The organism is Lysinibacillus telephonicus (assembly GCF_003966145.1).
GTDB lineage: Bacteria > Bacillota > Bacilli > Bacillales_A > Planococcaceae > Ureibacillus > Ureibacillus telephonicus.
Genome location: NZ_RXNR01000066.1, coordinates 1 through 21,065, shown reverse-complemented (window position 1 = coordinate 21,065; position 21,065 = coordinate 1). Strand labels below are relative to the sequence as shown.

The following is a 21,065-nucleotide window of genomic DNA, read 5'->3' as shown; positions in this document are numbered from 1 at the left end:
ATGAACACTTTAAAGCGAAAATTTTATTAAATAATTTATATAAGAAAATTGGGGTTCATTTAGGATAATCGGGGTGCCGTGTAATATCACTTCACCCCAACATTTGACATAGAACCTTTATAATTAATTTTGGTTGTTTTAAACTTTGAGTTTTAATTTAATATTTGTCTTTAAAATTTTTAGTAAGGTACTTTAGCATTTTTGAGATATAAATTAAAACAATTGAACTAATTCTTCCCTACATACCTCCGAGAATAAGCTAGCCTTTCCCCTATACATTAATAATAGCTAGGCGGTTTTTTACTAAAATAATCACCCCCTTAGTTTACATAAGCCGATTTTTTTCTCTTTTTAAAACTAAAGAATTTTTGCTTTCAAATTTCATCCACTTTAAAATGCGGTATACTATTCAGTTTTAGATTTTGGATTATTATTGGATTTTCTCCCACGAAAAATTGTTACAGCAATTTTTGATTAAGTAAAGTATTGCTCTTTAAACTTGGTTTTTTATGGTAAAATCTTTTGTGCCAATCAAAATGTGTATTCTTTTTTATTAAAAGTTATAAAGAAGATAGTGATGTTAAAAACCTTGTTCAACATCTTTGTTTAGAAGCTTTATACGAACAGCACGAACACTTTCTGAAGAAATCCTTATTATTTGGTAAAATTGGAACTTAATTGGCATAAAAACGTACCAATTATAAAGCGGAAATTTGAAGGGGTTGAGATTTTGTTTAAAAGAAATTTAATCATTGCTTTTTTAATAGCTTTTATCGGCTGTTTTATTCATATTGAAACTGCCAGTGCAGCACCAAAGCTAGACGTAAAAGCCGAAGTCGGAATATCAAATAAAGTAAAGTATTATACACCGTTGCCATTAAAGCTGACAATTACTAATAATGGATCGGCGTTTTCGGGAGACTTAGTCATTGATGCGGCTGAATCCTATGCAGTTGGATCCGGACTAGTGTATCCACTTGATATTGCAGAAGGTGAAACGAAAACCGTTCAGCTTTACTTAAATGGACTTTCAGATGATTTTATGTACTCAGGAGTTCAACAACCAAATTTATTTTACTTCTATGAAGGCGGCATTGAGGAAGGGAAAGCTATTGGTTTTTCTGGAGATAAATCAGTAAGACCGCAATTTTATGAGATGGAATCAACATTTATCTATACATTAACTGAAAATAGCGACCGTTTAGCCGCATTTTTACGTTTAAGACAAAATGCTACATACAATGTTGAAGTTTTCCATTTAAATCAAATTAAAGATTTTGAATTTCCTTCAGATGCTAAAGGGTTGGAAATTGCGAATGTTTTAGCAGTAGATGAAATAAGTTTAGCGGATTTTTCAGAAGAGCAACAAAAAGCAATTTTAAGCTGGGTTGAACAAGGTGGAACACTTTTAATTGGTGCATCAGATCAAGTAGAGGCTTCATCTGGAATTTTTAAAGAGCATCTACCGTTATCGCTTTCGACAGAGAGGGTAGGAGTATCTAAAGAAAGCTTAAGAACATTATCAAATGACGGAATCTTTACACAAGGAATTGAAGTATATCGAGCTCAGGAAAAAGAGGACAGTGTTCGAATCTTGGCAGATGGTGAAACAATTCTTGCATCAGCAACAGAGCTAGGAAGCGGTCGTATTATTCAAACAACGTTTTCTTTGGGAGACCAGCCTTTATCTGCAATGGATGGATACTCAAAGTTAATGACCAACATTTTAAGCTTACAAACACTGCAAATGCCATCGTATGGAGCTTACTATGGCAACTATAACGATTATTTACCTTATGAGGTTGGCAGCGTCAATGAGTTGTTTCCTTCCTTTGAAGTTTCAACAACAGTGCTAGTTATTATCGTTATTATTTATATCTTATTTATTGGCCCAATTCTTTATCTTGTTTTAAAACGGATGGATAAACGGGAGCATGCATGGTGGCTAATTCCAGTTGTTTCGATTTCTTTATCACTATGTATGTTTATTTTCGGGGCAAAAGATCGTTTAATGCAATCACAAATACAGCAATCTGCTTTTTATAAAGTGGAAGGTACCAATTTGTCGGGTAACTATATTGAAACGATCCTAACTAACCGTAGTGGCGACTTTACTTTTACAACAGATGAAAATACAACTGCTGTTGCAACACGCAATAGAAACTATATGGGTGAATCCACTGCTGTATTGCACGAGAAGTCCTACGTAAAACAGCATGCAAATAATTCAACTATTAATCTGCAAAATTTAAACTATTGGTCTGTTCAATCGATTGTTGGGCAATCACAAATTAAAGATGCGGGAAATATGGATATTCAATTAAAGTTAACAAATGGAAAAGTGGAAGGTACGGTAACAAATAACTTCCCATTTAAATTAAATGATGTGGCAATTTGGTCTGGTTCACGTGAAATTCAATTAGGAGATATCGAGCCAAATAGTACATTAGAGGTCTCAGAAGAGGTGAAAGGATCGGTCCTTCTAGCGCCTTCCACTTCAAACTATAATTACTCTACACCACAATCAAAAGAAGACATTCTGCCGATGCGCTTAGAGAAATTAAAGTATGGTGCAGCAGGCTTAACAGAAGGCGAACGTCTACCTGCAATTGTTGCCTGGACAGAAGAAGCCCTTGTAGGAATTGAACTAGACGGGAATGCGGAAGTATCGCCTGTAGCATATTTAATTCAAACATTTAAACCTAGTATGGAACTATCAGGGGAATTTACATTAGATAAAGATGCATTACAAGAATATGTAGAGCCAGTGTCATCGGGTTATATGGAATTAATCAATGAAGCGACTAATGAATGGTATTTAGACAAAGGAGAATATGATTATTTGGTTTATCTACCTGAAGAACTTCTAGAAGAGTCATCTTGGACAGAAATTAATATTTCAAATAAGGATTCTAATCGTATTGAAATGGCTATTTGGAATATAAATACGTCTCAATATGAAGAAATCAGTGAAAACAATAAATCATTTACAACAAATTTGGATCAATATATTTCAGAGGATGGCCAGTTGAAAGTGCTTGTACGTTTAACGAATAATGATATGGGCACTCAAGTCAGACTGCCTGATGTTGAAATTAAGGGGGTGGCAAAATAATGATGATTGAAATTCAAGGACTAACAAAAAAGTACGGTTCTTTTACAGCTTTAGATAATTTGAATTTATCGTTAGATGAGGGGGTTGTGTTCGGTTTTGTAGGGGCAAACGGTGCTGGAAAATCTACAACCTTTTCAATATTGGCCACTCTTCTTTCTCCTACTTCAGGAGATGCGTTCATTAACGGTAAAAGCGTGGTGCGGGAACCTAAAGAGGTCCGCAAACAGCTCGGTTATATGCCAGACTTTTTCGGTGTCTATGACCAATTAAAAGCAGATGAATATTTAGATTTTTATGGTGCAAGTTATGGAATATCTTATTCAGAACGACAAGTATTAATCCCACAGTTATTGGAGCTTGTTAACTTGACGCATAAACGTTATGAATACGTAGATTTACTTTCCCGGGGAATGAAGCAGCGCCTATGCCTAGCGCGTTCTCTCATTCATGATCCGAAGGTATTAATTTTAGATGAACCTGCATCAGGTTTAGATCCACGTGCCAGAGTGGAAATGCGAGATATACTTAAGCATTTAAAATCGATGGGCAAAACTATTTTGATTTCATCGCATATTCTACCAGAGCTTGCAGAAATGTGTGATGAAATTGGTGTTATTGATAATGGAAAATTGATTGCCCATGGTAATGTACAAACAATTCAAGAACAATTGCAGGGCGAAAAACGAATTATTGTAAAAGTGGTGCATCAATTGGAAAAGGCACGTGTATTTTTTGAGGAAAATCCACATATTTCTTCCATAGAAGTTGCAGATGAAAAAGGTGAAATCGCCTTTAATTATCGGGGTACTACAGAGGACCAGGTGAACCTTCTACGTAAAGCGATGCTAGCAGACATTCCAATCTATTCATTAACAGAGGAAGAAAAGGATTTAGAGGATGTCTTTATGGCGATTACGAAAGGAGCGGATGTTAAATGATGAATCGTTTTTCAAACCCGGTATTAATGAAAGAATTAAAATTGCGTTTCCGCGCCTTTAAAAGCTTTTCAGGGTTAATGTTTTATTTGGCTGTTTTATGTATTTTCGTCGTAGGCTTTTTAATGATTTATACGCAATTTTCAGGAACAGCCTTTTTTAGACCAAGTGACAGCTTTACAATGTTTTCTGTTCTAAGTGTACTTCAGATGGCTCTTGTTATGTTTATAACACCGGGTTTAACAGCGGGTGCTATTAGTACGGAACGAGAAAAGCAAACACTAAATATATTATTAACTACAACACAAAGCTCTACACAAATAATTGTAGGAAAACTCGTATCATCTGTAGTGTTTTTAATTCTAATGTTAGTTGCAGGGTTGCCGCTATATAGTCTTGTATTTTTATTTGGTGGTGTATCACCTTCTCAATACGTAACAATTTTCCTTTTCTACCTAGTAACTTTGATTGCAATTGGTAGTATCGGAATTATGTTCTCAACTATTACAAAGAAAACAATTGTATCGATGATTGCAACTTATGGGGCAATGATATTTTTAGGAGGCATTACAGCTTTCTTCTTCTTTATCGGTGTTTCAATGGATCAAATGGCGACTGGATATGCTGGAACACAGAATTTAATGCCGTTTTCACCTATTACTTATTTCTGGGTTAGCATAAATCCAGGGGCATTGATGCTGTCAATCCTTTATCCTGAAATAACGAATACTATTGATTCTTTAGTCGGCATATCTTTCCCTATTTGGGTTGTTTATTTGATTTTTTATTTATTAATAACAGTAGGCTGCTTAGCAATAGCAATTCGTAAGCTGCGCGCTAATATGAAAACGAACAGATAGGAGAAGCAATAATGGATCAGAGGAAAATATTAAGGCAATTTGTGCGGAAAGCAAAAAGAAGCTTAAATTTTGAATACATGCTGCCGAGATTGCAATTTGGAATTTTACTTGGGCTTAGTATGAGTACGGTGATCCTAATTGTTTCTAGGCTGTTTGTTTTTCCGCATTATGATGAGGTTGCCATTGTAGTTGGCATTGCTGTACTCATTGCAACTATATTCTTTATTTGGTGGAAACATGTCCGTGAAAGGGACGCATTACACCGGTTAGATGCTTTTTATCCTCATAATGAGCTAGTTACAGTATTATCATTCAACGATTCAGAGAACCCGTTGGTGAATTCATTATTAGAAAAAGCAAAAAAAGAATCATCAGCAGCTTATGAGCGTTTTAAAAAACGCAAAAAAGAGCTATGGAAAGCAAGAGTGCTTATCGGCATCCTTCTGATGACAATAGTTATTGGGATATTATCAATTTTTCCTTCGGCAACACAGCAAGAGGCACATGTTATTGAAAAAGAACAAAATGTCATTGAGGAGCTAGAGGAAGAAGTAGCGAAGTTAGAAAAAAAGACGAAAACAGATAATGTAAAAAAACAATTGCAGGAACTTACAAATAAATTAAAGGAAATGGAAGCATCTGAAGAAGCATTGCGTGAAGTGGTGAAAAAGCAGAAGGAATTAAAGCTTCAGGAGCAAAAACTGAAAGAAAAAGAGACTTCAGTAGAGCAAGGTGAAGCGAAAACCTCTGATGGGTTAACTGCAGAAGAACAAGAGCAGTTAAAAGAACTTATGGAGCTGCAAAATGAGCTTGCTAGCACAGCAAATAATACACAATCTGCGTTAAGTAAGCTTGGAAAACCAATTAGCTTTGATTTACAGAATGCTATTGCCAGTGAATTAGGCTCAGAGTCAAAAAATGAGGCAAATAATAACGGAAGCTCCAATTCGAATAATCAAAATGGTAATCAGAGCAGCTCACAAAATCAAGGTAATGGGCAAAATTCAAATCAACAAGGTCAGGGAAACAATGGCAGCTCAGGTCAAGGTAATGGCCAAGGCAATGGTCAAGGCAATGGTCAAGGCAATGGATCGGGCCAAGGTAATGGTCAGGGTAGGGGTGGAAGTGGTGCCGGTTTAGGTCAAGGAAGCCGCGACTTGCTTTCAATTCCGGGGCGTATCGGTGGAAATAATGATACAACAGTAGATGGAGGTCCGCTTAATGAAGGCGAACCTGTTGGAGAACAAAAAGGTTCAGTACCTGTTACAAAAGGAACAATTCGACCTTATGAAGAAGTAATTGGTCAATATAAAGAAAGTTATTTAGAAAGTTCTGAACGTATACAACTACCGAAAGATTTGCAGGATATTGTGCAATCATATTTTTCTTCTATAGAGTCGAATGAGTAGGGAGATGAGGAAGTGGCTTTTAGTGAACAGCAGTATTATGAAATAAGTGAAGAATTGCAATTGGTAAAAAAGGAAATTAGTAAGTTTATCGTGGGACAGGAAGAAGCAGTTGAATATATTTTATATTCTATTTTAGCTGATGGGCATGCATTGCTAGAAGGATTGCCGGGTTTAGGGAAAACAATGTTAATCAGGACAGTCTCAGAGGTGCTAGACTTGTCCTTTTCGCGAATTCAGTTTACACCCGATTTAATGCCTACAGATATAACTGGAACAAATATTATCGAACGAGCTGAAAATGGAAAACAGCAGTTTGTATTCCAGCAAGGCCCTATTTTTAGCCAAATGGTTTTAGCAGATGAAATAAACCGTGCTACGCCAAAGACTCAAAGTGCTTTACTTGAAGCAATGGGTGAGAAGACTGTAACGATTTTAGGCGATACAAAGAAAATGGCTAGACCTTTCTTTGTTTTGGCAACTCAGAATCCAATTGAAATGGAAGGGACGTATCCATTGCCAGAAGCGCAAATGGACCGCTTCTTATGCAAAATATTAGTACCATATCCATCTAAGACAGAATTAATCGAAATTATGAAACGGACTACCGGTGCTGAAGAAATAGCATTAGAGAAGATAATGAATAGTGAAAGGCTAATTCTTGTGCAGCAAATGGTAAAGGAAGTTTTAGTAGCAGATGAAATGATGGAATATGCAGTAAGCATCGTAGTAGCTACACATCCAGGCGGAGAAGACGCATTGCCGGAAGTGAAGGATTATGTTATGTATGGCAGTGGACCTCGTGGATTGCAAAGTATTATTAAATTGGCAAAAGCTCGTGCTGTTATGAATGGTCGATTCCACGTTTCGATTGCAGATATTAAGTCGGTTGCAAAGCCAGCACTTCGTCACCGCATGATGTTGAATTATGAAGGTGAAGCATCTGGAAAGACGGTTGATGATTTAATTGAAGAACTATTATCTATTAAACAAGGCGCACGGCTATGAAGCAAACCGGATTAATTTTACCAGATGACTGGATTTCAAAAATCAGCCGTTTATCTATCGCTACTTCATCAAAATTACGCGGCCAGCATAAAGGTTCGCACCGGTCCCAGCGATTTGGCGCCTCGCTTGATTTCTCTGACTTTCGAGAATATACATTGGGCGATGATGTAAGGCAAGTCGATTGGAATGTTTTTGCGCGCACGGAAAAATTTTTTATTAAACGATTTTTAGATGAACAAGAAATGCGTGTCCATATATTACTTGATGCAACCCGTTCAATGGGTGAAGAGAAGAAATGGCTATTTGCACGACAAGTTGCAGCTGCATTAGGATTAATGGTGTTAAACCGAGATGATCGTTTGTCTTTTTCGTATGTAGGAGAAACTCATGCAATGCCGTTTAGGAAAAAGGGGGCAACATACCGGAAGCCTTTTTTACAAGTCGTTTCAAGTCTTGAGGATGCGCGTGGTGTTGGAAGTTTTACGCAGGATGGAATAAAAGTGCTGCCGAAGGATAGTACAGTTCTATTTATTGTAACTGATGGATTAGAGCCAATGGCAAACTGGGAGCAATTTCTAAAGCGATTGCCTCGGTTTTCAGGGGATGTCCGTTGTATTCAAATAGTAACGGAGGAAGAGCTGAATCCATCTTTTTCAGGAGATATTCGACTAATTGATTCAGAAACGGCAAGTGATGTGAATGTATCCGTTTCAAATAGAGTACTTGCTAATTATGAAAAGACTCGATTAGAACATGAGGCGCAATTTGATGCGCTTGTTAACCGTTTTGGCATTCGGAAGACTCAGCTGATTGTTGAGGATGGTTTGCAAAATGCACTTTTTAATAAACTATTGAAGTCACGTTGGGTACAGTGAGGTGAAGTTTTTTGGGATTTAGTAATCTAGTATTTTTATGGACTGCCATTTTGCCAATAATCGTTTTGATTTATTACTTCTTCCGTAAAAAATATAAAGACCAGCATGTTTCCTCAACGATTTTTTGGGCAGAAGCCATGCAAGAAACAAAAGCTTCACCATACTTAAAGCATTTACAAAAAAATATGCTGCTGTATTTACAACTGCTGTCGCTTATATTATTTGTTTTAGCCTTGTTAAATCCTTTTGTGAAATCCACTGAGATGTCGGGTGAGCAAGCGATTTGGATTGTTGATACATCTGCCACAATGCTAGCTGGAAAAGATAATACAACTACTTTTGATCAGCATAAGGAGACGATGAAATCTCTCGTATCAGAGTTAAGTGGACGTCCGCTCACGATTATTTCAACGGGTGATGAACCGAAAACAATCGTTCGACAAGAAACAGAGTCGGCTGCTATACATAAAGCAATTGATAGTTTAGAAGTCACTTATGAGGAGGAGCAATTACCTAAAGCTATTGATATGGCGCAGGCTTTTATTGGTGATACTTCTACTTCTATCTATTTATTTACCGATGCTGTGGACCGTGGAGAACTGCCTATTGAAAATGAGCATGTTAAATGGATAGTCAAAGGAGCAAATAAAGAGTTAGAGAATGCTGCAATTACTCGTTTTGCTGCAACCGCTAACGGGGAGCATACGCTTCCACTTATTCAATTAAAAAATGAAACAAAGAGAGAGCTTAATGTCCAACTTTCATTAAGCAACGAAGCTGGGGAGGTACTTATCGAGGAACAGTTGGCATTAGGGAGTGAAGAAGAGCTTACAAAAACATTTGAAGAGCTGCCTATAACAGCTGTTTTGTCAGCAAATCTTCAAGTTGAAGATGACTATGAGTCTGATAACTCAATGGTCACTCTTGTTGGAAACGGTATGTCTCAAATCGTTATTGATCAACAAATGCATCAACTTGTACAAAAAGGTTTTCAGTCTTTAGACACAGATGTAAAAATTGTGCCATCAAATCAGCTTGTATCAATGGCAAATGAAGCAATGATTATTACGAATCAAACGGAGCTTCTCGGAAAAACGAATACACCTATTATGCTAATTGGTCGTAATGATGAGACAGCGGTTGAAGTGAATAACTTAGTAGATGTATCAGAGGACCCGTTATTTGCATTTAGCTCATTAGAGGATGTGTATGTAAACTCAATATATCCATCGTTTGATGATTATGAAACAATTGCAACGATTGGTGGTAAACCATTTATTCAACGTTCCTCAAGCGGAGATATTATTGTTTTAGCGGATATTCAATCAACTGATTGGCCGCTTCATCCATCATTTCCTCTATTTTTATGGAGCGTACAAAATGAGCTCATGGCGGGAACAACTTCTTTAGGTACTTTCTCCCCAAATGAAAGTCGGGCTATTTCGCTGATTCCTGGGGATTGGTCAATTTATGCATCAAATGATGAATATATTTCTTCCTTTGAAAACGCTCGTCAGTTTAAAGCACCTACTGAACCTGGGTTATATACAGTGAAATCTCAGGAAGAAGAAAAGCCGTTCATTGTTCAACTTCCAGCACAAGAGCGTTCTATACAAGAAGGAACAAGTTTTGAGCTGGGTACACTTGAAAATAGTGGTGAAGAGGAAACATCAAAAACATCACTGTTAATATGGCTGTTGTTGCCTATTTTATTATTGCTAGTCATTGAGTGGGAGGTGCAAAGAAGACGTGGATTTGCGAATTGATTACCCACTCGCCTTATTATTACTTATTCCGTCAATTGCCTATTTAATATGGACATGGTGGCATCATCGGTCTCAATTGAAAAAGAATCAGCTTGTGGTTTTTGTTATTCGGATATGTGCTGTTGTATTACTTGTATTTGCTATAGCATCCCCATATTTATTACTGCCGGTTAAAGAAGAACAGGTTGTTTTTTTAATTGACCGTTCAGCTTCTGTTGAGGGGACTGAAGAGCAGACAGTTGCTTTTATTGAAGAAAGCTTAAAAGCAAAAAAAGATTCTCACCTTGTTGGAATTTATTCATTTGCTTCTAATCTTCAAACGGAATCCATTTTATCTGATAAGTTAGAGCATGTTCCTTCGTTAAGTGAAATTACCGGTGAGAGTGCAACAAATATTGCACAAGCATTGCAATTGGCGACAGGTATCGTTGACCGTGAAAAAGCAACCCGAATTGTGTTGTTAACAGATGGATTGGAAACAAAAGGGGATGTTTCTGAACAGCTGACAAAAATGACAGGCAGCAACGTTTCAATTGATATTGTAGAGCTAAGTAAAGATGTAGAAGCAGATATTTCTATTCAGAGCTTTACTACGCCTCAAGTTGCTTTTGCAGGGGAACAGCAACAGCTCGTTACAGAAATTGAAGCGACAACTGCTGCCCAAGGAGAACTGTATTTATATGAAAACGACCAGCTTATTCACCAAGAAACAGTTCAATTAGAGGAAGGTTCGAATGTTTTTACGTATCCTCATATTGGAAATGCAGAGGGCTTAGTAAAATATGAAGCGCTCGTTCAAACTGATAACGATGCGATCATTGAAAATAACAAGTTGACGAGTATTACGATGGTGCAAAGTTCTCCAAGGTTATTAATCGTCAGTGATAATGAAAAGGGCTCCCCGATTTCAGCGGCTCTTGGACCAAATGCTATTGCTCATGATGTAATAGGGCCAAGTGAATTGCCGAGTTCACTATCAAGCTATTTACATTACAATGCGATTATTTTTGATAATATCCCTGGACATCTTGTTGGTGAGGAAAAGATGGGAATTATTGAGCAGGCAGTGAAGAATTTTGGTTTAGGCTTTATGATGGTCGGTGGTGAAAATAGTTTCGGGCTGGGAGGATACTTTAAAACTCCTATCGAAGAGCTGCTGCCGGTAGAGATGGAAGTGAAAGGGAAACAACAATTACCGTCACTTGGGCTTGTCATTGTGCTTGACCGCTCTGGCAGTATGATGGGACCAAAAATTGAGCTGGCGAAAGAGGCGGCTGCCCGATCAGTAGAGTTACTACGAGATGGTGATACACTTGGATTTATTGCCTTCGATGATCGGCCGTGGGAAATTATTGAAACCAAACCGCTAGATAATAAAGAGGAAGCAGTAAATACAATTTTATCAATTGCTCCTGGCGGTGGAACCGAAATTTATTCGTCATTGGCGATGGCGTATGAAAATTTGGCTGATTTACAATTGCAGCGAAAACACATTATCTTGCTAACAGATGGACAGTCCTATACAAATAGCAGTTATGAAGATTTAATAGAAGAGGGAAAAGAGAGTAATATAACTCTTTCTACGGTTGCAATTGGATCTGATGCTGATGCTGGTTTGCTTGAGATGTTAAGTGAGCTTGGCAGTGGACGTTTTTATAATGTACTTGATGAAACGACGATTCCTTCAATTTTATCGCGTGAGACTGCAATGATTTCAAGAACGTACATTGAAGACAATCCGTTCTACCCGATTGTATATAACGCGGAAGGATGGAATCATTTGTTTGAACAAGGCGTTCCACAAATGAATGCATATATTGGAACGACAGCGAAGCAAACCGCAGTCGTAGTTGCAGAAAGTGAAAAGGAAGACCCTGTATTAGCAGAATGGCAATACGGATTAGGAAAAACGATAGCATTTACCTCTGACTCAACAGGTGCTTGGACTGGAGATTGGGCTCGCTGGAATGAGTGGACTAACTTCTGGAATACAGCAATCTCAAGAATGCTGCCAACCTATAATGATATTGCTTACGATATACGTTTAGATGCAGACGGTGTATTTACTATTACTGACCCTTCAAATAAAGCCGCATTTCTAGATGTAGCAGTTGTTAATGAATTAGGAGAAGAGCTGGAAGTACAGCTTGAACCAATTTCAGCAAGCAAATTGCGTGTAAATGTAGAGGCTGATCCCGGGCTAGTATTCTTTAGAATAAATAGTGGTGATGGTTCTATTTACCAAGCAGGACTTACGATACCATATAGCGCGGAATATGAATTGCAACCGCCGAATGAAACATTGCTTACGCAAATTGTAGACCGAACAGGTGGAAAAATTATTGAGGAACCAGCTGAGGCATTTCGCGAATTTACAGTAAAAGGTGCTGAACGGCAAAGTATTGCAACATGGCTTGTGTTGGCAAGTATGCTGTTATTCTTTATCGACATCACTTTAAGACGTTTTGGTTGGGGCTTCTTCCAAGCTGTTGGAAAGCCAAAAAAATCTGCAAATGACGGGCAAATTATAGAAGAAGAGACGAATGTCGCCCAGATTTTAAAGGGAATGAAGAAAAGATAATTTTTAAATTTAAGGGACTATCCAATTGGGTAGTCCCTTATGGTATATTTTAAGAGTTTTTACCTCGAATCTAATTAAACACAAGATATATTCTCCGTCATTTTACGTCAATTTTTATAACATAATTTATCTCCTCCTTTATTCAAAGTAACCAATTGAACCTAATATTTTTGAAAAAAGTAACCAATGACTTATTTGAAAATTTGAAATAGTATTATAAATGTAATAAAAAATAACATGGAAGGGTGATTAATATGGAATTAACTTTAAATGGTGTTAAAAAAAGTTACAACGATCATCCGATTATAAAAGATATTAATTTAAAAATAAAAACTCACGAGTTCATTTGTATCTTAGGCCATAGTGGCTGCGGCAAGTCAACAATGCTTAATTTAATAGCAGGATTTATACAACCTGATGAAGGTTCTATATATGTTGATGGTCAAATGATAACAGGTCCATCCAAGGAGCGAGGTGTTGTTTTTCAAGAACATGCTTTGTTTCCATGGTACTCAGTTTTAAAAAATGTTACATTTGGCCCCGTTGTACAAGGTGTGGACGAGAAGAAGGCTGTTGAAATAGCCCAAACACACTTACGAAAGGTTGGTCTTGAAAAATATGCAAATCATTATCCTGAGGAATTATCAGGAGGAATGAAACAACGTGTAGGCATTGCGCGTGCACTTGCAGCTGAACCAAAGCTTCTTCTAATGGATGAACCGTTTGGCGCATTGGACGTATTTACTAAAGAAAGCTTGCGGAAAGAATTGATTGAAATATGGATGGAACTAAAAACTACCATTATTTTTATAACTCATGATATTTCTGAAGCGGTTTATTTAGCGGATCGGGTTATCGTAATGAAAAACGGCTCAATCGCTAAAGATTTGCATATCGATTTACCGCGGCCTAGGAAATACCATCAAGAGCGATTTGGTGATCTAGTCTTTGAATTAGAACAGGTATTGGTTAATTAAAGGAGGGAAGGAAAATGAATGTAAATCAAGTTGATAAAATTACAGAACCCTCTGCGGCCAAGAGTAATCAAAAACGGAATTTAAATAGTACGAAATTAAATCTCACGATAAAAAAATATATACCGATTATTTCATTTTTTGTGCTTTGGGAATGTCTTACAAGATTAAATATTACCTTTGAATTGGTTAATTCAAATTTCTTTCCACCTCCAAGTATTATTGCGGTTCAAGGATGGCAATTAATTCAAACAGGAGTTTTGACTGATAGTATTATTTCTAGCACGATAAGAGTTTTTGTTGGAACTGTGATCGGAATTTTAGCGGGTGTTGTCCTTGCCCTCATTATAGGGAAATCAAAATTAATAGATTATTGGGCCTCCCCTATTTTAAATATGCTGGGACCTATACCATCCCTTGCTATATTGCCATTGTTTATCATTTGGTTTGGGATTGGTGAAATTCCAAAGATTATTTTGATTGCATGGACTGTATTCTTCCCTGTATTAACAAATACGATTGAAGGAATTAAATCTGTAAGACCGGTATTAATTCGTTCAGCGCTAAGTTTAGGTGCATCAGATCAGCAGATTTACAAAAAGGTAATTCTGCCGTCCGTTTTGCCAAATATATTAGCAGGCTGTCAAATAAGTTTAGGGCTGGCTTTTTCTGCCCTTGTTGTCTCAGAAATGATGGGTGCTACTTCTGGATTGGGATATATCATTGTAGATGCTCGAAACTATTTCAAGCTTTCAAATATGTATGTAGCAATTATTGTTATTGGTATTGAGTACAGCTTATTTTCCTATACATTAAAGCTTGTTGAAAGAAAAATGCTTTCATGGAGAAAAGGCGGCTTTGCAGATGCGATAGAAAAATAATAGGAGGGAAATGAGTATGAAAAAATGGTTAATGTTTTTTGTAGCAGCTTTGATAATAATTTTATCTGCTTGTAATGGAGGAGAGGAGAGTGCTCCAACTAACACTGCTGATTCCGATGAATTTGCCAGCCCTGAAAGCAACGATTTAGAACAAACTGAAATTGAAATTGTCGGTGTTCGTGATGCACAAATTTCTTCACAACAAATTATTGCTGATAAATTAGGCTATTTTAAAGAAGAAGGATTAATAGTAACGAATACTCTAATTGAAAGTGGTCCGGATATCGCTCCAATGGTAGCTGGTGGAAGTGCGCCGATTAGTTTACAAACGAATTTCATGGATATTATTTTAGCTTCTTCAGGTGTTGGTGTGAAAATTGTAGCACCAGTTGCACAAATTGCTGGTACTCAAGCGGTAGTAGCTGGTCCGGAAGCAAATATCAATTCGCCAAAAGATTTTGAAGGTAAGACAATTGGTATTCCTGCTGGTGCCGATGTGCAAATTGCAATAAATAAAATGGCTGAAGAATACAATGTAGATTTATCAAAAGTAGAAGTTGCAAACCTTGCGCCGAGTGATGCACTAACTGCATTGCAAAGTGGGAATATTGATGCGATGGCAGCGTGGGAACCATTTATTACAAAAGCGGTTGCTAATGGTGGTAAATTTTTGTTTAGTGGAACAAGCTATGCAATTGAAGGTGAAGCCTTGCCTGTTGAATGGATGAGTGTTCATTCAACATTACAAGTGACAGATGATTATTTAGAGGAAAATCCTAATACGATAAAAGCTGTTATCCGTGCTTTAGAGAAAGCAACTAATTATATTAATGAAAATCGTGAAGAAGCTATTAAAATATTAGCTCCCGAGCTTCATTTAACCGAAGAAGAGGTGGCAGAAATCATGAACCGAAATGTTTATGATATGACTGTAGATGAGACGTTTACGAATCAAAGCAACGGTTCGGTTGTAACAGATTACTTGCTGGAAACAGGGAATATTTCAAGTGTTCCTGAAAAAACAGACTATATAGATCTTACTTTATTAAAAGAGGTAAATCCAGATTTGGTAAAATCTGAAGTAGCAGAATAAAATATAAAATAAGACTTCAAGTTAGGGGGCAATCCAATTTATTTATTCAGGATGCCCCCTATTTCTTTCGAAGAATGGAGTGAATGAAGATGATTGAATTCGACTTAATTATAAAAAATGGCTTTATTGTTTTAGAAAAAGAAATAAGAAAAATGGATATTGGAATACGGAATGGAAAAATCTCAGCTATTCAAGATTGTGTAGAGGGAACAGCAAAAAGGGAAATTGATGCATTAAATCAATACATTTTCCCTGGTGTTATTGATGTGCATGCTCATTTCAGTGAGCCGGGACGAGAATTTTGGGAAGGTTTTTCTACGGGATCACAAATGATGGCTGCTGGTGGCTGCACTACTTATTTTGATATGCCGCTAAATGGGATACCTTCGACTATTAATAAAAAAGCGCTATTAGATAAAGCTTCAATTGGTGAAGTAAAATCGTGCGTTGATTTTGGTTTGTGGGGTGGTTTGGTTCCTGGGAATGTAGAGAATTTAAAGGAGCTTGCGGAATTAGGTGTAGTCGGTTTTAAAGCTTTTTTATCGGAGACGGGTAATGAAGAATTTCAAAACGTTGATGATTTAACACTTTTATATGGTATGCAGGAGATTTCAAAGTTAGGGAAAGTTCTTGCATTGCATGCAGAAAGTGCACCGATTACTTCATGGCTGCAAAATAGAAAAATAAAGTTTGGGCAGTTATCAGCAGATGATTATTTAGCATCAAGACCTGCTATCGCAGAGTTTGAAGCTGTTAATCGTGCGATTGCATATGCACAAATTACAAACTGTCCTCTGCATTTTGTTCACATTAGTAGTCCTGATGCTGTTCTAGCCATTCAAAAGGCTAAACTAAACGGAATGGATATTACATTAGAAACTTGCCCTCATTATTTATTATTTAACCACGATGATTTGATAGAAAAAGGAGCAATTGCGAAATGTGCACCGCCATTAAGAGAGGAGGAAGTGAAGCAACAACTTGTATCATTATTTGTTGAAGGGAAATTTGATATGATTTCATCTGATCATTCCCCATGTACACCAGATATGAAGGATTCCAAAATGCACAATATATTTACTGCTTGGGGCGGTATTAGTGGGGGGCAATTTACTTTGCTTTCTACTATTGAATTAGTGCTACAAAATAATATGTCTTTACTTCAAGTTGCAAAATATACTTCAACAAATCCGGCACATCGATTTAAATTGAAGGGTAAAGGGAAAATTGAGGTTGAGAAAGATGCTGATTTAGTAATAGTATCGATGGAACCGTTTAAAGTCGATGAGAGTGAGTTGTTTTCTAAACATAAACTAAGTATTTATGTTGGTCATACATTTCCATGCCGAATTAAGCAAACTATTGCGCGAGGGAATGTCTTGTTTGAAAATGGCCAAATCAACTTAGGTACACGAGGAGAATGGCTTTCGATTAAAGCATTAATAGATGCGGTATAATTAAAATTTTGATGATGTTGATGCTGGAAAGTCTTTGTATAAGACGTGACACTTGGGAAATCCCTTTGTTGTTTTTGCAAGTTACTTATAACGTAGGGAAAGAAATGCTTGTCTTACTTGTGTTATAATAAGGCTATTAAAAACGACTAAAGAGAAGGGGAGGAAAAAGTTGACTTATCAAGCATTTTACCGTGTGTATAGGCCGCAAAGTTTCCGAGAGATGTCTGGTCAAACACACGTGAAAAGAACCCTTCAAAATGCTCTTACAGCAAATAAAACAACACATGCGTATCTTTTTTCAGGTCCAAGAGGGACAGGGAAAACAAGTACAGCGAAAATTTTTGCTAAAGCATTAAACTGCGAGAAAGCACCCACGAATGAACCGTGTAATGAATGCCCGACATGTTTAAGTATTACTGAAGGTTCGCATCCAGATGTTATCGAATTTGATGCTGCTTCTAATTCACGTGTTGAAGAGATGCGTGATATCATTGAAAAAGTAAGATTCGCTCCTGCAAATGCACGTTTCAAAGTGTATATTATTGATGAAGTTCATATGCTTTCAACGAGCGCATTTAACGCTTTATTAAAAACATTAGAGGAACCACCACCTCATGCTGTATTTATTTTGGCTACTACAGAGCCTCATAAATTGCCCGCAACAATTATTTCGCGCTGTCAACGCTTTGATTTCAAACGATTATCTTCAAATGATATTTTAGAGCGAATGAAAATTATATTAGAAGATATCGACTTGCCATTTGAAGAACAAGCCCTAAAAGTCATAGCACAGGCAGCAGCAGGTGGAATGCGTGATGCGTTAAGTTTGCTGGACCAGGTTGTATCGTTCAGCGGTGATACGCTTACTTTAGACAATGCATTACTTGTAAGTGGTTCAATTGGCCAAGATGTCTTTTATAATGTAGTAGGCGCTTTAAAAGATAAAGAAATTGCGCAAGTTTTAACTTCGATAGAGGGGCTAATCGCCGATGGTAAGGATCCTTTGCGTTTAGCAGAAGATTTAATTACATTCTTCCGTGACTTATTATTATTACAAACAAGCAGTGAACTGGAAGAATTGTTGGAACTTGTAACACCTGAAGAAAAGTTTCTGCAGCTTGCACATGAATTTAGCGCCGATACACTTTACAGATATATCGATATACTAGCTAAAACGCAACAAGAAATGCGTTTTTCCCATCATACAAAAATTTACTTAGAAACAGCTTTATTGAAGATGGCGCAAGTACCAAATAGTGGTGCCGCTGTTTCTCAAAACACGGCAAGCATTGACCCTGAACTGAATGATAAAGTTGCAAATCTTGAGAGATTGGTACATCAATTGTCTCAACAAATACAAGACGGTGTTCAAGTACAAAATAATGTACAGCATCAAAAAGAAGCACCACGTCCACGTGTAAAATCCCAAAGCGGCTATAATGCACCAACAGGACGAATTCGAGAGGTATTAAAAGGTGCAACCAAACAAGATATTCATCAAATTAAAAATGCATGGGCGCAAAGCTTAAGCCAGCTTCAAAAATCACAATCAGCATTGTTGGCAGAAGCTGAACCTGTTGCCGCATCGAATAGTGCATTTGTGGTAAAATTCAAGTATGATATTCATTGTCGAATGGTTGCCGAAAATAGAGAGTTAATATCCATGTTTTCTCAAATACTATCCCAAATAACGGGTACTATGTATGAAATATTATGTATTCCAGAAAATGAATGGATTACATTGCGCCAAAACTTTATCCGAGAAAATGGTTTAAATCAGAAAAAAGATGCTTCTGAGCAAGATGATGGCATTGGAATTTCGGAAACAGTAAATGAACAGCCATTTATTGACGATGTGCAAGAAATTGCTTCTGAAGATCCTTTAGTAACAGAGGCGGAGAAGATTTTTGGTAAAGACTTTGTTGAGATTGTTGAGGATTAATGATTTTCATTAAGCTGAATCTCCCTGTTATGATGGATAAGGCGACATAAATAATACTTAGGAGGAACTCAATTATGCGAGGAATGGGCAATATGCAAGGCATGATGAAAAAAATGCAAAAAATGCAAAAGGAAATGATGCAAGCACAGGAAGAGCTAAATGCAAAGGAATTTGAAGGTACTGCAGGCGGCGGCATGGTGAAAATTACGATGAACGGCCAACGCGAGGTACTTGGAGTAAGTTTAGACCCTTCTGTAGTTGACCCTGAAGATGTGGAAATGTTAGAAGATTTAATCATTGTTGCAACTAATGAGGCATTAAAGAAAGTAGAAGAAACGACTAATGCAACAATGGGTAAATTCACTCAAGGCTTAAACCTTCCATTCTAGGAGGTAAAATGGATGTACTACCCTGAACCAATATCAAAGCTAATTGATAGCTTTATGAAATTGCCAGGTATCGGTCCGAAAACTGCGGCTCGACTGGCATTTTTCGTTTTAACAATGAAGGAAGATACAGTTTTATCTTTCGCAAAAGCATTAGTAGATGCAAAACGCAACTTAACATATTGTTCGGTATGCGGACATATTACCGATATAGATCCGTGTCAAATTTGTTCTGATAAACAACGTGATGCATCGACAATCTGTGTTGTTCAAGATCCAAAAGATGTCATTGCAATGGAAAAAATGCGCGATTATCAAGGTCTCTACCACGTTTTACATGGGGCTATTTCGCCAATGGACGGTATTGGTCCAGAGGATATCAATGTAGCCTCACTGATTACACGCTTACAAGATGAACAAGTACAAGAATTGATTTTAGCGACTAACCCTACAATTGAAGGGGAAGCAACTGCAATGTATATTTCACGTCTTGTAAAGCCTTCTGGTATTCGTACAACACGAATTGCACACGGTTTACCAGTTGGCGGCGATTTAGAATATGCCGATGAAGTAACGTTATCCAAAGCGTTAGAAGGACGTCGAGAATTATAAAAATTTCTAACGCTTTTGCCACAAATTATTTGTGGTTTTATTAACTGCTAACTGACTCTACTATTGTAATTCGTTTGAAATTAGATATTTTAAATTGTTAAATCGCTATAAGGTGAGTGGCATTGTATGATGTTTAGTCGTAAAGGGAAATTAAAAAGAGAATTCGATGACAAATTAATTCATCTTATAAAAGAGACTAAGGATGATTGGAATAATGCGAAAGTAATTGAAGGACTGTTAGATGATTATGATTTAGATGTAATAGCACGTCGGAAAATAGCTGAGAGCATACATTTCTATTTATTCAAAGAAGCCCGAATTCGAAAAATTTTAATTAAATGAACATAATAAGAGTAGCCACAACAGCATATGCTCCTATGAATACGTTATCGAAAGGAGATATGTTTGATAACTTACGTTGCAGTAGGTGTTATTTGTGCGCTGCTCTTTTTTGGTGTTTTAATAGGAAAGAAAATAGGTTTTGGTGTTATCTTTGAAAAGTTAGCAATTTTATGGTTTAAGTTAGCTTGCTCTTTTGCGTTGTTATACATAGCCCATATTATTGTTGATGGCTACGATATCATTGTACCTGTTAATTTATTTTCTGCGCTGACAATAACGGTTTTAGGTTTACCGGGGGTGCTTTGTATAGGTGTGATAACAATTTTTCAATAAAACCCTTGCATTATATAAAATATAGTGATATATTAATAAACGTCGCTTCTGCACATCAAAAAAATATCGAAAATCAATAATAATTGTTGACGTTATTTTAAAGAAGTGATATAATAAATAAGCTGTCAGTAAGTTAATAGTTTTTGAAAAAAGTTATTGACTAACTCGAAGTGAAATGTTATACTAATTAAGTTGCTGAAATAATAGTAAATAAAGTTGTTGACATCCTTAGTTGGATGTGTTAAACTTTAAAAGTTGCTGTTAAATGCAACGGCATTATATGAACCTTGAAAACTGAACAACAAAACGTTAATGAAATATAGTTTTTAGTAACTGACCCTCGTCGGTGAACGAAACAAGATTTTGGACATCAAACATTGATGCCAGCAAAAATTTGAGCTATATCAAATTTTCTTTTATGGAGAGTTTGATCCTGGCTCAGGACGAACGCTGGCGGCGTGCCTAATACATGCAAGTCGAGCGAACTGATGAGAAGCTT

Annotated in this window: 17 protein-coding genes and 1 rRNA gene; all 18 read left to right on the top strand. The window is 36.9% G+C overall.

Features of this window, described 5'->3' with window-relative positions:
- Window positions 1–730 precede the first annotated feature (730 nt).
- Window positions 731–3,115 (top strand): hypothetical protein, encoded by a 2,385-nt coding sequence (locus EKG35_RS16855; RefSeq protein WP_126295711.1) that lies wholly within the window; start codon window positions 731–733, stop codon window positions 3,113–3,115.
- A 2-nt stretch (window positions 3,116–3,117) separates the two neighbouring features.
- Entirely contained in the window at window positions 3,118–4,053 is a 936-nt protein-coding gene (locus EKG35_RS16850; protein WP_126295712.1) for an ABC transporter ATP-binding protein, read from the top strand.
- Window positions 4,050–4,910 carry an ABC transporter permease gene (locus EKG35_RS16845; RefSeq protein ID WP_126295710.1) on the top strand — a complete coding sequence of 287 codons (861 nt, stop codon included), beginning with the start codon at window positions 4,050–4,052 and terminating at the stop codon, window positions 4,908–4,910. Before EKG35_RS16850 ends, EKG35_RS16845 begins: the two co-directional genes overlap by 4 nt.
- Before the next feature lie 11 nt (window positions 4,911–4,921).
- Window positions 4,922–6,319, top strand: a complete 1,398-nt coding sequence (locus EKG35_RS16840) for a hypothetical protein (RefSeq protein WP_126295709.1) — start codon at window positions 4,922–4,924, stop codon at window positions 6,317–6,319.
- A gap of 12 nt (window positions 6,320–6,331) precedes the next feature.
- Window positions 6,332–7,324, top strand: coding sequence for an AAA family ATPase (locus EKG35_RS16835; protein ID WP_126295708.1), 993 nt, complete (start codon window positions 6,332–6,334; stop codon window positions 7,322–7,324).
- Complete coding sequence (locus EKG35_RS16830) at window positions 7,321–8,199, top strand: DUF58 domain-containing protein (protein WP_126295707.1); 879 nt, start codon at window positions 7,321–7,323, stop codon at window positions 8,197–8,199. Before EKG35_RS16835 ends, EKG35_RS16830 begins: the two co-directional genes overlap by 4 nt.
- A gap of 11 nt (window positions 8,200–8,210) precedes the next feature.
- Window positions 8,211–9,965, top strand: a complete 1,755-nt coding sequence (locus EKG35_RS16825; protein ID WP_126295706.1) for a vWA domain-containing protein — start codon at window positions 8,211–8,213, stop codon at window positions 9,963–9,965.
- On the top strand, window positions 9,949–12,546 hold the full coding sequence (locus EKG35_RS16820) for a vWA domain-containing protein (RefSeq protein WP_126295705.1): 2,598 nt from the start codon (window positions 9,949–9,951) through the stop codon (window positions 12,544–12,546). The genes EKG35_RS16825 and EKG35_RS16820 overlap by 17 nt, the downstream gene beginning before the upstream one ends.
- Window positions 12,547–12,800: 254 nt before the next feature.
- Window positions 12,801–13,523: an ABC transporter ATP-binding protein gene (locus tag EKG35_RS16815; protein WP_126295704.1), complete on the top strand. Its 723-nt coding sequence runs from the start codon at window positions 12,801–12,803 to the stop codon at window positions 13,521–13,523.
- Window positions 13,524–13,537: 14 nt separating this feature from the next.
- Window positions 13,538–14,401 (top strand): ABC transporter permease, encoded by an 864-nt coding sequence (locus tag EKG35_RS16810; protein ID WP_126295703.1) that lies wholly within the window; start codon window positions 13,538–13,540, stop codon window positions 14,399–14,401.
- 16 nt (window positions 14,402–14,417) lie between these two features.
- Complete coding sequence (locus EKG35_RS16805) at window positions 14,418–15,494, top strand: ABC transporter substrate-binding protein (protein WP_126295702.1); 1,077 nt, start codon at window positions 14,418–14,420, stop codon at window positions 15,492–15,494.
- A gap of 89 nt (window positions 15,495–15,583) precedes the next feature.
- Complete coding sequence (gene allB, locus EKG35_RS16800) at window positions 15,584–16,951, top strand: allantoinase AllB (RefSeq protein WP_126295701.1); 1,368 nt, start codon at window positions 15,584–15,586, stop codon at window positions 16,949–16,951.
- Window positions 16,952–17,120: 169 nt separating this feature from the next.
- Window positions 17,121–18,893 carry a DNA polymerase III subunit gamma/tau gene (gene dnaX, locus EKG35_RS16795; protein ID WP_126295700.1) on the top strand — a complete coding sequence of 591 codons (1,773 nt, stop codon included), beginning with the start codon at window positions 17,121–17,123 and terminating at the stop codon, window positions 18,891–18,893.
- A 74-nt stretch (window positions 18,894–18,967) separates the two neighbouring features.
- Window positions 18,968–19,282 carry a YbaB/EbfC family nucleoid-associated protein gene (locus EKG35_RS16790; protein WP_126295699.1) on the top strand — a complete coding sequence of 105 codons (315 nt, stop codon included), beginning with the start codon at window positions 18,968–18,970 and terminating at the stop codon, window positions 19,280–19,282.
- A 12-nt stretch (window positions 19,283–19,294) separates the two neighbouring features.
- A complete protein-coding gene (gene recR, locus EKG35_RS16785; RefSeq protein ID WP_126295698.1) occupies window positions 19,295–19,891 on the top strand; it encodes a recombination mediator RecR in 597 nt (198 codons plus the stop codon).
- Between the two features lie 126 nt (window positions 19,892–20,017).
- Window positions 20,018–20,233, top strand: coding sequence for a YaaL family protein (locus tag EKG35_RS16780; RefSeq protein ID WP_126295697.1), 216 nt, complete (start codon window positions 20,018–20,020; stop codon window positions 20,231–20,233).
- A gap of 63 nt (window positions 20,234–20,296) precedes the next feature.
- On the top strand, window positions 20,297–20,566 hold the full coding sequence (locus tag EKG35_RS16775) for a pro-sigmaK processing inhibitor BofA family protein (RefSeq protein ID WP_185807799.1): 270 nt from the start codon (window positions 20,297–20,299) through the stop codon (window positions 20,564–20,566).
- Between the two features lie 415 nt (window positions 20,567–20,981).
- Window positions 20,982–21,065: ribosomal RNA gene (locus tag EKG35_RS16770) — 16S ribosomal RNA — on the top strand; the annotation flags it as partial.